Source organism: Pseudoalteromonas sp. SG45-3, assembly GCF_014164075.1.
Lineage (GTDB): Bacteria > Pseudomonadota > Gammaproteobacteria > Enterobacterales > Alteromonadaceae > Pseudoalteromonas > Pseudoalteromonas distincta.
In genome coordinates this window covers 460,982-476,553 of sequence record NZ_JACJEN010000002.1, presented here as the reverse complement: position 1 = coordinate 476,553, position 15,572 = coordinate 460,982, and the positions used below count along the sequence as shown (strand labels likewise).

The 15,572-nt window shown below is 41.6% G+C and carries 7 protein-coding genes; 1 reads left to right on the top strand and 6 read right to left on the bottom strand.

From position 1 onward, the window contains the following. A partial coding sequence (locus tag H5126_RS04530; protein ID WP_182720524.1) for an Ig-like domain-containing protein occupies positions 1-6,865 on the bottom strand: 6,865 nt, incomplete at its 3' end. A 342-nt stretch (positions 6,866-7,207) separates the two neighbouring features. Between H5126_RS04530 and H5126_RS04525 the strand changes: the two genes are divergently transcribed. Next, on the top strand, positions 7,208-8,458 hold the full coding sequence (locus H5126_RS04525) for a TMEM143 family protein (protein ID WP_182720523.1): 1,251 nt from the start codon (positions 7,208-7,210) through the stop codon (positions 8,456-8,458). Positions 8,459-8,545: 87 nt separating this feature from the next. On the opposite strand, the gene H5126_RS04520 is transcribed toward H5126_RS04525, so the two are convergent. The 5 genes from H5126_RS04520 to H5126_RS04500 form a co-directional block, all read right to left on the bottom strand. After that, complete coding sequence (locus H5126_RS04520) at positions 8,546-11,692, bottom strand: efflux RND transporter permease subunit (protein WP_182720522.1); 3,147 nt, start codon at positions 11,690-11,692, stop codon at positions 8,546-8,548. Positions 11,693-11,700: 8 nt separating this feature from the next. After that, positions 11,701-12,948, bottom strand: a complete 1,248-nt coding sequence (locus H5126_RS04515; RefSeq protein WP_182720521.1) for an efflux RND transporter periplasmic adaptor subunit — start codon at positions 12,946-12,948, stop codon at positions 11,701-11,703. Next, positions 12,945-14,207 carry a TolC family protein gene (locus H5126_RS04510; RefSeq protein WP_182720520.1) on the bottom strand — a complete coding sequence of 421 codons (1,263 nt, stop codon included), beginning with the start codon at positions 14,205-14,207 and terminating at the stop codon, positions 12,945-12,947. Before H5126_RS04510 ends, H5126_RS04515 begins: the two co-directional genes overlap by 4 nt. A 150-nt stretch (positions 14,208-14,357) precedes the next feature. Continuing rightward, positions 14,358-14,666, bottom strand: coding sequence for a hypothetical protein (locus tag H5126_RS04505; protein WP_182720519.1), 309 nt, complete (start codon positions 14,664-14,666; stop codon positions 14,358-14,360). 81 nt (positions 14,667-14,747) lie between these two features. Then, entirely contained in the window at positions 14,748-15,566 is an 819-nt protein-coding gene (locus tag H5126_RS04500) for an AraC family transcriptional regulator (protein ID WP_182720518.1), read from the bottom strand. Positions 15,567-15,572 lie beyond the last annotated feature (6 nt).

Here is a 15,572-nt window from a genome sequence, read left to right as displayed (position 1 = left end):
CTGCTGCGTTTATTACTGAGTCTTCAAGCACTAGCGTTGTACTGGCTTGGGTGTCTTTTGTAAAGTTGAGGGTGCTTGTTGCTGGATTACCCGCTATATCTTGCGTGCTTACATCTACTGTGTAATCGCCATCTGATAAAACCCGTAAAATAGAGCTATTAAGCTCCCAGTTACCCTGCGCATCTACGGTGGTTGTAGCGGTAAACAACTCATCACCGTTATTGTCTTTTAGTACAATATCAACTTCTTGTCCTGACTCTACATCACTAATTGTGCCACCAATTTTTGCTGTTGCTTGCTCTTGTTCATTAATAAATGCGTCATCACCTACATTTACGTTAATTGTGGCTTGGGTATCTTTAACTAATGTTGTGCTATTTACTGCTTCGTTACCTGCGTTATCAAACACGCTTACACTTGCTGTAATGTCGCCATCGGCTAATTCGCTAATATTTGCAGCGGTAACAGACCAATTACCATCACTGTCTAAAACAATGTTTTTAATTGTTTCTGTTTTACCGTTTTGATCGGTAAAGGTAACCGTTATATTGTTGGTTGACTCTACGTCATCTACTTTTCCGCTGAGTGCTACGGCTTCATCTTCGGCTGCATTAATAAGCGTATCTGCAAGCTCTATGGTGGTAGTTGCTTGGGTGTCTTTTATAAATTCTGCACTATTAACCGCTTCGTTACCTGCGTTATCAAATACGCTGACACTTGCGATTACTTCACCATCGGCTAGTTCGCTAATATTTGCAGCGGTAACAGACCAATTACCATCACTGTCTAAAACAATGTTTTCAATTGTCTCTGTTTTACCGTTTTGATCGGTAAAGGTAACCGTTACATTGTTGGTTGACTCTATGTCATCTACTTTTCCGCTAAGTGCTACGGCTTCGTCTTCTGCTGCATTAATTACATTATCGGCAAGTTCTAACGATGTAGTTGCTTGTGTATCTTTATTAAATGTAGTGTTGTTTACAGCTTCGTTGCCTGCGTTATCAAATACGCTTACGCTTACTGCAATTTCGCCATCGGTAAGTGTACTTATGTCACTTGGGTTTATTTGCCAGTTGCCATCGCTATCTACATCAACTTTTGCAGTAACTGAGTTGGTGCCGTCACTAAATGTAACGGTTACTTCTCGTGTAGCTTCAACATCGGTAACTGTACCGCTTATAATTACATTGCTTTGCTCGACTGCATTCACTACATCATCGTTTTCAGCGACTTCTATTGTGGTACTGGCTAGCTTATCGTGCTCGGCAGTGTCGTTACTTGTAGCGGTATTACCTGCTACATCGGTTACAGTAGCTGTTGCGGTTAATGTACCATCATTTAAAGCTGATATATCAGCATCTGTAATTGTATAAGCGCCGTTAATTACTTCAGCAGTAAATGTTTCAGTATTTGTGCCATCACTCACAACTACTGAGACTGTTTGACCGTTTTCAATGTTAGTTACATCACCTGTAATGCTAACAACTGTATTTTCTGAGTTGCCATTAATTACATTATCGCCTGTATCGTTTATATCTACAGTTACACTGGCTAGCTGATCTAATAAAACAGTGTCGTTTGCTGTGGCTGTATTACCCGCTAAGTCTAAAACAATGGCAGTGGCTGTAATTGTGCCGTTATTTAAGCCCGATATATCTACATTTTCAAAACTGTATTGACCGTTAGTAACAGTGCCTATTAATTCAATGTCTGGGTTTTCACCGTCAGATACGGTTACTGTAATTGATTGACCATTTTCTATGTTTTCAACTGCGCCGGTTATGGTTATTTGCGAGTTTTCGTTACTGCCGTTAATAACACCGTCGTCTGTTTGTGCAATATTTAAAGTTACGCTGCTTAGCGTGTCTTTTGTAAAAGTAAGCTCTGAATTTGCAGGGTTCCCAGCTGAATCTGTGACTGCTACAACTGCGTTAATTTGACCTTCGGCTAAGTCAGCAATTTGATCAGTAGTAACTTTCCATGTGCCATTATCGCTAACGATAGCAGTTATTACTTTAGACACACTATTGCTGTCGGTAAGCGTTAATGTAACTTCTCGCCCTTGCTCTACATCTACAGTATTACCCGTTAACACAGCACTCGCTTGCTCTAAGCTATTAATTACTTGATCGTCATCAGGCAGTGCAATATCAATTTCAGCTAGCTTGTCTAATTCAACTGAATCTTGCGCTGTTACAGGGTTACCTGCTTTATCAGATACGCTAGTTGTAGCGGTTAATGTGCCATCGTTAAGATTGCTTGCATCAATCGGATCGGTCACGTATTCGCCGTTGGTCACTGTTGCAGTTGTAGTTACAGCTGGGTTAACGCCATCGCTAATGCTTACCGTAACCGTTTGGCCATCTTCAACGTCGGTAACCGTACCGCGTACAATAATTGCCGCACTTTCGCCGTTACCGTTAATTACTGAATCGGCTGTTTTATCAATACTGGTGGTGATGGCAGCCGTGTTATCAAGCTCGACTGAATCTTGTGCTGTTACCGGGTTGCCTGCTTTATCAGATGCAGTCGCAGTAGCGGTTAATGTGCCATCATTAAGGTTGCTTGCATCAATCGGATCGGTCACGTATTCACCGTTTTGAACGGTTGCTTGTACTTCAACTGGTGGGTTAACGCCATCGCTAATGCTTACCGTAACCGTTTGGCCATCTTCAATATCGGTAACTGTACCGCGCACAACGATTGCTTCACTTTCGCCGTTACCGTTAATAACTGAGTCGGCTGTTTTATCAATGTTTGTGGTTATTGCAGCGGTGTTATCAAGCTCGACCGTATCTTGTGCTGTTACAGGGTTACCTGCCTCATCCGATACGCTAGCTGTAGCGGTTAATGTGCCATCGTTTAGTGCACTAGCATCAATTGGATCTGTTACATATTCACCGTTTTGAACGGTTGCTTGTACTTCAACTGGTGGGTTAACGCCATCGCTAATGCTTACCGTAACCGTTTGACCATCTTCAACGTCGGTAACCGTACCGCGTACAACGATAGCTTCACTTTCGCCGTTACCGTTAATAACTGAGTCGGCTGTTTTATCAATACTGGTGGTGATGGCTGCCGTGTTATCAAGCTCGACCGTATCTAGCGCTGTTACCGGGTTGCCTGCTTTATCAGATACGCTAGCTGTAGCGGTTAATGTGCCGTCGTTTAGATTGCTAGCATCAATTGGATCTGTGACATATTCGCCGTTATTAACAATTGCTTGTACTTCAACTGGCGGGTTAACACCATCGCTAATAGTAACCGTAACTGTTTGGCCATCTTCAACATCGCTAACTGTTCCGCGCACAACAATGGCTGCACTTTCGCCGTTACCGTTAATAACGCCATCGGCTGTTTTATCAATGCTTGTGGTAATGGCGGCAGTGTTATCGAGCTCAACGCTATCTTGCGCACTAATAGGGTTACCAGCTAAATCAGACGCTGTAGCAGTGGCGGTTAATGTGCCGTCGTTTAAGCTGCTTGCATCAATAGGAGTTGTTACATATTCGCCATTTTCTACAATGGCTTGCACTTCAACCGGTGGGTTAACACCATCGCTAATAGTAACCGTAACTGTTTGACCATCTTCAACATCGCTAACTGTTCCGCGCACAACAATGGCTGCACTTTCGCCGTTACCGTTAATAACGCCATCGGCTGTTTTATCAATGCTTGTGGTAATGGCGGCAGTGTTATCAAGCTCAACGCTATCTTGTGCGCTTACAGGGTTGCCCGCGATATCAGATACACTTGCAGTGGCGGTTAATGTGCCGTCGTTTAAGCTACTTGCATCAATAGGAGTTGTTACATATTCACCATTGATCACGGTTGCAGTTGTAGTCACCGCAGGGTTAACGCCATCGCTTATTGTTACAGTAACTATTTGGCCATCTTCTACATCTTCTACAGTACCGCGTACAACAATGGCTGCACTTTCGCCGCTGCCGTTAATAACACCGTCGGCTGTTTTATCAATGTTGGTTGTAATGTCTGCTAATTTGTCTATTTCAACGGTGTCTCTTGCTGTGGCTTCATTGCCAGCTAAATCAGAGACGTCGGCTCTTGCCACAATATCGCCATCGTTTAAAGAGCTTGCATCTATAGGAGCTGTGACATATTCACCATTTTGTACAATTGCTTGCACAGCTATATCTGGGTTTACACCATCCCTTAGGGTGATAGTTACAACTTGGCCATCTTCAATGCCACTCACGGTGCCACGCACTACAATTTCTTGATTTTCGTTACTGCCATTAATAACCGAATCAGCTGTTTTATCAATGCTAGTTGTGATTGCTGCAGTTGTGTCTATTTCAACATTATCTTGGGCACTAATAGGGTTACCGGCTGCATCAGCAACCTCTGCTGTGGCGATCATAGTGCCATCATTTAAGCCTGTTGCGTCCATTGGCTCTGTAACATATTGACCATTTTGAACTACAGCCTGAGTAATTACCGGAGGGTTAATACCGTCGCTCAACGTTACAGTAACTATTTGGCCATCTTCAACATCTTCTACAGTACCGCGTACAACCACACCTGCATTTTCTGCTGTATTAACATTATCGCGAAGATCGTCGTCTTGCCCGTTAATCACTCCATCATCTGTTTTATCTATTGATGCAGTTATTAATGCGCTGTTATCTATTTCAAAAGAATCTTCTGCAACTGCGGTATTTCCAGCCGTATCAAGCACACTTGCTGATACCGAAATATCGCCATCATTAAGTGCAGAAATATCCACACCTGAAAGCGCGTAATTACCATTTTCAACAATTGCGGTAACAACCACTTCATTGCCTAATGAGTCTGTAAATATAATGGTAACTTCTTGGCCATCTTCAACACCATTTACTATGCCGCTAAGCGAAATATCGGTGTTTTCAGCGCTGCCATTTATAACGCCATCTTCAGTTTTATCAATATTAAGTGTTAGCGTGCTTTGTGTGTCTTTTGAAAAAGTAACCTCTTGAGTGGCCTCATTCCCAGCTGCATCAAAAATACTTATTTGCGCTGAGATTTCGCCATCAGCTAAAGATTCAATATCACCGCTAATTTGCCAATTCCCATCAGCATCAACTTCAGCTGTTACTACTACTTGCTGATTATTACTATCCGTAAAAGTAACGGTAACTAATTGGCCTGGCTCAATATCTGTAACCGAGCCACTAAGTTGTACATTATTTTGCTCGGCGCTATTAATAACCCCATCAATATCTTGTGCCACTATGCTTGTTGCAACAGAGCTGTCATATTGCGCTTCATCGCTCGCGCTTGCTGGGTTTCCTGAAATATCTTGAGCAGTTGCATTTGCACTAATAGTGCCATCATTTAACGATGAAATATCAACACCGGCTATTTCATAACTGCCATTAACTACGATTGCCGTTAATGTAATTGGAGGGTTAACGCCGTCACTCAATACAACAGTCACTGTTTGGCCGTCTTCAATACCAGTTACTACACCTCGTACAGTTACGTTACTCTCTTCTTCGCTATTGATAACGCCATCTTGTGTTGAGTCTATTTCGACGGTGAGCTGTGCTGTTTTATCATGTGAAATAACCTGAGACGCGGTGCTTTCGTTACCTAATAAATCTTGTGCTTGCGCGGTTGCTGTGATCTCTCCATCACTTAACGAAGAAATATCGACTTCTAATTGGTACTGGCCATTTTCAACAACAGCCTCAACACTCACTTCATTGCCATCTATGTCTGTTAGGGTTACTAAGACTGTTTGACCATCTTCAATACCTTCAACTGTTCCGCTTACTTGTACTACGTTTTCTGAGTTATTTATTACGCCATCTTCGGTTTCATTAACGTCTATTGTTATAATGGCCGTAGTATCTTTTGAGAATGATTTTTGAGTTTGCGTGTCATTACCCGCTTCATCAATGGTACTAACTTGTATGGTGTAATTTCCATCAGGTAAATCGGCAAAAGGTTCAGGGCCAACACTCCATTGACCATTAATGACTGTTGCCTCATACGTTGCTATAGGGTTACCTTGCGCATCAAAAATGGTCACTGTTACCAGCTGTCCATCTTGCACATCTTGCACTTCACCTTCAAAATCAATTGGTTGATTAGTGTTTAAGCCATCCTCAAAATCAATAAAAATATCTGCTTGAGTATCTTTTACTTTAGTTTCACTCGCTGCATCATCTTCGTTGCCCCCTACAAGAGAAACCGTTGCAGTCACTTCACCATCATTTAGAGCAGTAATATCAATATTTGTTACAGACCAAACACCATCTTGCACTTCGGTTGTAACAATTATTTCGTTGCCGTCGCTATCACTTAAAACTATTTGTACTAACGAGCCATCGGGTACATTTTCAACAGTACCGGAAAATTCCAAAGCCACAGCATCGTATTTATTAATAAACACACCATCGCCACCGAGCTGACCTACAGTAAAAATAGGGTCGGGTCTGAACTCAATAAAATTAGGATCTTCTTCTTCTGTTGTATCGGTAGGTGTTGTTTCATAGCCTGATTCAGGAACAAGCTCTTGCCCTTGGCGAGCAATAAGTTGATAAGCCACTTGAGCTTCATTAGCATCACTTGAGGATAAAGATGTAACGCTACTGGTATTGCTGCGGGCGTCAAAGGTACTATTTTGGCTTAAATCCGATACAAGCTGTGAAATAATATCTTGAGGTACAACAAGCTGTTCACTGGTTTCAGAAAAAACCAGCTCGTTCCCCTCTAATGCAATGTCGCTGCTATTTAACACAGGTAGGTCGGCAAGTTGCTCTGGTATAGAGTCTACCTTGACCCAATCTCCATTATCCATAACAACCCAGACATCACTTAGTAGTTCGACAATAACAACAGCTTTACTTATATTTTCCAAAGTGAATTTCCTAAATAGTTAATGAGAGTAAATAGCGGCTTAGCCAAAAGGTAGCTCTAATCGTTACAAAATCCAGTTAATGATACAAAAAAATAACATCTTACAGTACCTTTTTATTGGATTTTATAATGGTTAATTTTGAAATATAGTTATTATTTATAAGATAATATCAAAATTGCAATACAAAACAATTAGAAAATGTAACTGCTATATGTATACAACGTATGAAGGGGTGATTTGGATTCAATAAACTTAGTTATTTGTAAATTTATATGTTAGCAATTTTATTGGGAATAAATTAACATCCCTAAAGGTAGTTTCATTTCCAAATTAGTCAAACAAATGCAAAGTGCACGTTTTATTCCCTTTAGAAAACAAGATATTGTTGATATGTGCAGCGCTGAGCTCACAAACAACTCAGAGCAAACATCGTTTAAACAATTTTGCGATTTATTAGCAAGCCTTATCCATTACGATTACCATTCAACACTTGAGTCGCTCAAAAATAACTACGCGCCCTTTGATCCTAATAGCGATACGCGATCTTTAGCGCCAGTATCGGCTGATCAAAAAGCGCAGTGCCAACGTGAATTTGCTAAAGATTTTGCCAAGGTGCTTAATGCCGCTAATTTTGAAGTGATCACCAATGAAGACTTACAAGATGCATTAAATGAAGAGTCGCTATTTAAGGTGCGCCTTGAAGTTGAATTTGACGACTTTGAAGAAGTCGTATTTTATCGCCGTGGCGAGTCGCAACTCACTGAAACGATTACCAGCTTTTGGGGCCTTCGTAAAAAGCCGCTGCACTTTACTAATTACGACCGTGTTGCTGTGTTTATTCGCTTTAAAGATAGCGCTTATTTTAAAGCTAAAAATAAAACGCCAATGGGATTTGAGCCAAGTTCAACCATAGTAAAGCTGTTTCAAAATGTGCCAAAGGCCGATCTCGAAATGCTATTTCCTAATAGCGAAGTACGCATGCGCCCTATTGATAAAGCAATTATTGGCTCATCGGCTTTAATTGGCGGTGCGGTGGTACTTATAACTAAGCTTGGTGCATCAATTTTATTATTGCTTGCTCTGTTTGCTTTTTGGGGGGGCTTTAGAAGTGAAGCTGTCGAAATGACGCAACAACACTTTATTACCTTTGCTATTGGCATGGGAGTATTTGGCAGCTTTATTTTTAAAGAGTGGAGTAAGTTTAAAAACCGTAAAATTAAATTTATGAAAGCGCTTAGCGATAATCTCTACTTTAAAAACCTCGATAACAACGCGGGTGTTTTTCACACGCTTATTGATGCTGCCGAAGAAGAAGACATAAAAGAAGCCCTGCTTGCGTATACGTTTTTACTAAAATCAGAAAGCGGCTTAACCGCACAAACACTTGATGAACAAATAGAGCATTGGTTTAAAAGCAAATACCAGTGCAATCTTGATTTTGAAATTAGCGACGCACTTGAAAAGCTGGTACGTATGCGTTTAGTAACGTGTAGTAACGAAATAGAAGGTAATGAAGTGTATAGCGCGCTAAGTTTAGACCATGCAAAAGCTATTCTTGATGAGCGTTGGGATAATCTGTTTCAATATAATTAATGTAGTATTTTTGCTAAATAATTACCCAAATAAAAAAGCAGCTGTAAGTACAGCTGCTTTTTTGATTACATTATTAATAGCTAATACTTAAGCTAATTCAGCTTCTGCTTTTTTAGTAAATTTAGAATGCACTAATTTATAAAGTGCAGGCAATATTAATAGCGTAAGTAGAGTTGATGAAATAATACCGCCAACTACAACCGTAGCCAGTGGTCTTTGTAGCTCAGCGCCTGTACCAGTATTTAGCGCCATAGGAATAAACCCTAAGCTTGCCACTAAAGCGGTCATTAATACTGGACGCAAGCGCGAAAGTGCACCGGTTTGTATCGCATCAATTAAACTAAGTCCATCGGCTCTTAATTGTTTAATAAACGACAGCATAACCACGCCATTTAATACCGCTACACCACTTAGCGCTATAAACCCCACGCCTGCCGATATTGATAACGGCATATCGCGTAATAGTAACGCAAGCACACCTCCGGTCAGTGCAAGTGGTACGCCGCTAAATATAATTAACGAATCACGAAGTGAATTAAACGCACTGTAAAGCAGGCCAAATATAAGCAATAAAGTAACTGGCACCACCAGCGATAACCGCTTACTTGCCGATTCTAATTGCTCAAATGTACCGCCGTATTCAATCCAATAACCACTTGGTAAATTAAGATCTGAATTTAAAGCGGCTTGTGCATCACTTACAAAGCTTGCTAAATCACGCCCTTCTACATTTGCAGTAACAACAACATTACGCTTACCGCTTTCACGGTTTATTTGATTAGGCCCTTTATCAATACTAATATTTGCTACTTCGCCAAGCGGTACAAATGCAAGGTCTGGGTTGGCACTTTTGGGCACGGCCACTGGCAAACGCGCAAGCTGTGATACATCGTTTGACCAGCGCTCATCTAAACGCACTAATAACGAAAAGCGTTTATCGCCTTCATAAATAAGCCCGGTTTGTACACCGCCTACCGCAGCACTTACACTTTGCTGTATATCGGTTACTGTTAAACCTAACAGCGCCATATGATCGCGAAGCGGCGTTACCGAAAGTGTAGGCAAACCTTCCATTTGCTCAAGGCGTACATCAGTTGCGCCTGTAATGTTTTGCACCAAGGCTGTGGCTTTTTCGCCATACTGTTTTAATGTTGATAAATCATCGCCATAAATACGCACCGCAACGTCGGCGCGCACGCCTGCTATTAACTCGTTAAAACGCATTTCTATAGGTTGCGTAAACTCATAATTATTACCTGGTACTTCATTTACTAAATGGCGAATTTGCTTAACCAGCTCTTCTTTACTTAAAGCGGGATCAGGCCATTGTTCGCGCGGCTTTAACATTAAAAAGGTATCGGCAACGTTAGGTGGCATAGGATCGTTTGCTACATCTGGAGTGCCAATTTTTGAAAATACTTTTTCAACTTCAGGTATGTCTAAAATGGCTTGCTCTAGCTCTTTTTGCATTTTTACCGATTGTTCAATACCGGTGCCGGTAATGCGCAGTGCGTGCATCGCTATATCGCCTTCATCAAGCTGCGGTAAAAATTCAGCGCCCATATTTTTAACTTTAAAACCAAGTACAATTACAAGCACAGCAGCAATGCTTAACATTATCCATGGCAACTTAAGCGATAAACCAAGTAGTGGTTTGTAGCCTCTTTTTATACCGCGCATAACCGCATTTTCGCTCTCGCTCACCTTGCCACGTACACATACCGCAATAGCGGCAGGTACAAAGGTAACAGCAAAAATAAGTGCGCCAACTAGTGCGGCTACAACCGTAAATGCCATTGGCTGAAACATTTTGCCCTCTACACCACTAAGCGCAAACAGCGGCAAATACACCAGCATAATAATTAAAATGCCAAACACCGCTGGGCTAAATACTTCTTTAGTAGCGGCGGTTACAACACTTAAACGCTCATTTAATGTAAGTAGCCGGCCATGTTTATGCTGCGCAAGGCCAAGTTGCCTTAAACAGTTTTCAACCACAATTACAGCGCCATCAACTATTAAACCAAAGTCGATTGCGCCTAAACTCATTAGATTACCCGATACGCGATTACCTACCATGCCGGTAACGGCAAATAACATACTAAGCGGAATAACCATTGCCGTAATAAGCGCACCAGTTACATTACCTAATAACAGCAGCAAAATAACAATCACTAGCACCGCGCCTTCGAACAGGTTGGTTTTTACGGTTGCTATGGTTTTATCAACAAGGGTTGTGCGGTCATAAACTGCTTCTACCACAACACCTTCAGGCAAGCTTAGCTGTACGTCTTTGAGTTTATCAGCCATGGCTTTTGCCACTACGCGACTGTTTTCGCCAATTAGCATCATGGCGGTGCCGAGCACGGTTTCTTTACCGTTATAAGTAGCAGCGCCGGTTCTAAGCTCTTTACCTAAACGCACATTTGCTACATCTTTAATCCGTACTGGTGCATCATCGCGCTTAGCAACAACCGTGTTAGCTATATCATCTATGGTTTTTAATTGCCCTGGTGAGCGCACTAAATATTGCCCATCAAAGCGTTCTATAAACCCTGCGCCTTGGTTGCTGTTATTTAATTTAAGTGCAGTAATTACATCGCTTAGCGTGATCTTATAAGCGAGTAGTTTTTCAGGCACGGGGGCTACTTGGTATTGGCGCTCAAAGCCACCTTGGCTATTAATTTCGGTAACGCCTTTTACTTTTAATAGCTGCGGGCGAATAACCCAATCTTGCAGAGTACGTAAATCCTCTGCGTTAAATGGCGTGCCATCGTCTTTTATCGCGCCTTTATTTGCATGCACAGAGTAAGTAAAAATCTCCCCTAGCCCGCTGGCAATTGGCCCTAAGTTTGGCTCAATATTGGCTGGCAAGTCTGAGCGAATACTTTGAATGCGCTCTGATATTTGCTGGCGCGCCCAGTAAATATCGGTGCCTTCGTTAAAAATAACGGTAACTTGCGAAAGTCCATAACGCGAAATCGAACGAGTGTAATCAAGCTTTGGTATGCCCGCCATAGCGGTTTCAATTAAATAGGTAATGCGCTGCTCTGCTTCAAGCGGGGTAAACCCAGGCGCTTTTGTATTTATTTGTACTTGCACATTAGTTATATCGGGTACGGCATCAACGGCTAAATTTTGTGTGTTGTATACACCAAACCCAGCAAATAAAAGCGTGAGCGCAAGCACCATCATGCGGCGTTTAACCGCAAAAGAAACTATCCAGTTAATCATGCTGCCTCCTAGTGTGAGTGGCTTGCGCCGCTTTTTAATATATCGGCTTTAATTACATAACTGTTTTGCGTTACGTACTCACTATTTGGCGAAAGCCCCTCAAGTACCTCTACCCACTCGCTGTTTTTAGCACCAAGCTTTACAGGGCGTACTTCAAACACATTGCCGCTTTTAATAAACACACTAGGTTTGCCGTTAAATTCCTGCACAGCTGTAGCCTTTACTCGCACTGCAGCATCTACTTTTGCAGTACTAATGTCGCTATTAACATGCATACCAGGACGCCAATGACCATCAGGGTTTGTAAGCTCGATTCGCGCACGCGCAATATGCCCGCCGCTCATCATCGGGGCTATGTAAAACACCTCACCTTGCGCATTTAAATGATGATGTAAATCGTACACTTTTGCGCTTTGTCCTATGGCGAGCTTTTCAATATTTTCAGGAAAAGCCGAGAGCTCGACCCATACGGTTTCAAGGTTTACTATTTGCATTAATGCGCTATTGGCAAGCTCACCGCGCTTTAAATATTGCTCGGTAATAACGCCTGTAATTGGGCTTTTTATGGTGTAATTTTGCAGTGTTTCGCGGTTGGTTATACTGGTAAGCTTATCGCCTTTTTTAACGTTTTGGCCAATGCTTACAAAGATATCGTTAACTAAGCCGGTATAAGGCGCCATTACTTCAACGGTGCCGTGCGCGGTGGGTGCTATAACACCAAATAGAGTATCTGTTAGTTCAACGCTACCTGCTTTTGCTATCTCGGTTTTAATTCCTGCGCGTTCAATTGCTTGGGAGCTTAGCGTTGCACGCCCTTCTTCTTGCTCATAATGATAATTTATTTCAACGCCTTTATAGCGTGCCATTACATCAAGCTTAAAAGAATGCGGCTCGTTTACGCTCACGGTACTTACTAAATAGTCATCTTCAGCTTTGAAGCGAATAAGCTGTGGCTCTTCACTTAAACGTTGCACGTTTATGGTTACGTCTAACTGGTTTATATCCACAGCTTTATCGTTATTAAACCCATATATTCGCAGCTCGGTATTACCTGCAAACTGGGTTAACTTAAGCTCTAAATCAAGCGCGTTATTGGTTAGTAAAAATCCGCCGTGTGGGCCTTTTTGTGTGTGTTCGTCTTTGTGGCCTTCTTCGTGACCTTTTTCGTGATGGCTATCAGATGCCATAGCCGTGCTACTTAAAAATGGGAGTGTAAATAATTGCGTTATAAATAATGCGATAAGAGTGTTATTCATGATTGATGAGTCTCAATTAAAGGTTGGCCAGTTAAACGCTCAAGGGTAAGCAGCACTTGATATAGCTCGCTATGGATGTTGATAAGTGCGCGTTTAGAATCAAATAAAGCTTGCTGTGCGTCGAGTAATTGCAACACCGATATTTGCCCTTGTTGATAGCTTTTTAAACTTTGTTTTATAAGCGTTTGTGCTTGTGGAATAACTTGCTGTGTTAATAGCTGTGCCTGCGCAGTTTTACCTTGGTAATACGCATACAAAGTGCGTATTTGCTGGCGTAGCTGAACACGTAATTGCCCTTGTTGCTCATTAAGTAGCGTAAGTTGATGCTTTGCAGCCTCAATATTACCGCTATTAGAATTGCTTAATTGCAGTGGCATTGAAAAAGAAAACACCAACGAGCTGGCATCAGTTTGCTGGTTATATCGCACGCCACCACCCAGGGTTAAATCGCTTTGCCCGCTTGAGCGTTGCAGCGACAAATTAGCCGTTTGCTGCATATATTGCTGCTGCAGCAGTGCAAATTCAGGTGCTGTATTTACCGCATCAAGTAGCACTGCTTCACTTTTAACAGCAGCTATTTGTGATAAATCGCCAGCATAGTAATCACTCACTTGCGGCTCTTGCCAAAGCTCGGTTAGAGCTAAGCGCGCACGCTCAAATTCGCTATTTAGCATCAGCGTATTTAAATCTACTTGGCTTAATGCATAACGCATGCGGGTTACATCAGCACTTGAGGCTGCACCCGCTTTAGCGCGTTTTTCAATTGCGTTAAGTGCCTGCTTAACGGTGTTTTTACGCTCACTATTTAAAGCAATTAACGCCTGAAATTTAAGTATTTGGTAATAGCGCTCAGCGGTGGTTGCTAAAAGTGCTAACCGAGTATTTTTATACTCAATTGTTTGCGCTTTTATATTGGCAGTGGCGTAATTAATACGGTTTTGCCGTTTATCGCCCAGCTCTATTAATTGACTTAAAGCCAGCGTGTACTGCGCCCCCGAAAACGCATGAGAGCCGTGAGTTCCTAAAAAGTTTTCAGCTTCAAAACTCAGCTCAGGATTAGGTGAAAGCGCAGCTTGGGTTTTAAGCGCCGTTAATATTTTTTGATGATACGGGTAGCGTTTAAGTTCAGCATTTTGCTGCTCGGTATTTTTAAGCGCTTGCTTTAGCGTTAATACGTTTTGAGGCTCATTTTTTGCCAAAACGCTCATTGCAGGTAATGCGCACAGTAGCGCCACCAGCATAAGTGGTTTTTTATTCATATAGCATGTCCGTTTTTTAACAAACAGAGTTGACTTAATCACTACGCCTATTTTAAAAACAAGCGCAATTAAGCAACCTAAATATGTACATAACTAGCCTTATAGCGCACAGGCGCAGGCAGTTATTTACAAAGTGTTTAAAATTAAAAACTAGCTATAAAAATTTGGTGGCGGAACATCTGGTGGATAGTTTAAACCGCTATAGCACGCAGGCAGTGTAGCTTGGCTTTGCTCAGGGCTTATAGAGTGATTTAGCGTACTGTAGTAACCACAGTGGCAATGCTGATGGGCATGTATTTCAGTAGGTGATTGCGCATCTTCATCGTTTACATTTGTTTGAGAATGAACATGCGTAGCATGATCAACTTCTTCTTGCAGATGATACGCCGCCGCATCACAGCTAATAAAGCTGTGCACAAGCACTAAAAGTATCACGACTAAAAAGTAGTTTGAGCGCATTACCTACCTAAAAACTCTAGAATGCAATTTAAGAAATCGCACAATACCTTAAATTTATTCAAATGTAGAGAGCCGCTTACGTTATTTTCTAAATTCACTTGGTGATATACCCACTGATTTTTTAAACCGTTTAGAAAAATTAAATATATTAGGATACCCCACGTAAGCAGCAATATGAGCAACAGGCCAGCGGGTATTTAGTAGTAAGCTTTTAGCTCGTTTAATGCGTAAATAAATAAGCTGCTGCATAGGGCTTTTACCAAATTGCGCTTGGCATAACCTATGTAAATGCGGTGCTGAGTAATGCACGTGCTCGCACATAACTTCTATTGTCCAATCAAACTGTAAGCGCTCTTCTACCTCTAAAAACAAGCTGGTTAATCTGTTTTGCCCACCTATTTGCGGCTCGCTTTGAAGCGTAGTGTTTAAATAGTGGCTTAAAATAGGCATAACACCTTCGCGCAAAGTAGCGTTACTTTCGCTATATAAAAGCTCCATAGCTAAATGTAATGGCGCTAATTGCTGATTAGTTAATACCTTAGCCTGTGCTAAATTTAAATGTTGCCAACGTTTAGTGTTTGCAAGGTTTAGCCAAATCACATCCCACTTTTCGCTTGCTATTTTAACCTCAAAACTTTGCCTTGCAGGCAATATAGCTAAGCTATTTTCAGTTAATGAGTATTGGTTATTAACTGTTTTAAGTGTGCCCTGACCAGCCAAAGTATAAAAAAGAGTGTGTTCAAGCGGGTTAGTACGTGCAACACAATAGTCACCCAATAAATTAGAGCAACCTGCCAGCTCTATTTCAAGGTTTGGCATTTGCGAAAGCGTGGTTAAATCAATAAACCGCTCTGTACACTCTGGGCCAATATCGAGTACATCTACAATAGTGTTGCACATAATTTA

Coding starts and splice junctions, on each gene's coding strand:
- H5126_RS04520 (WP_182720522.1), bottom strand. CDS start 11,692: ATGATTAACTGGATAGTTTCTTTTGCGGTTAAACGCCGCATGATGGTG.
- H5126_RS04510 (WP_182720520.1), bottom strand. CDS start 14,207: ATGAATAAAAAACCACTTATGCTGGTGGCGCTACTGTGCGCATTACCT.
- H5126_RS04500 (WP_182720518.1), bottom strand. CDS start 15,566: ATGTGCAACACTATTGTAGATGTACTCGATATTGGCCCAGAGTGTACA.
- H5126_RS04515 (WP_182720521.1), bottom strand. CDS start 12,948: ATGAATAACACTCTTATCGCATTATTTATAACGCAATTATTTACACTC.
- H5126_RS04505 (WP_182720519.1), bottom strand. CDS start 14,666: ATGCGCTCAAACTACTTTTTAGTCGTGATACTTTTAGTGCTTGTGCAC.
- H5126_RS04525 (WP_182720523.1), top strand. CDS start 7,208: ATGCAAAGTGCACGTTTTATTCCCTTTAGAAAACAAGATATTGTTGAT.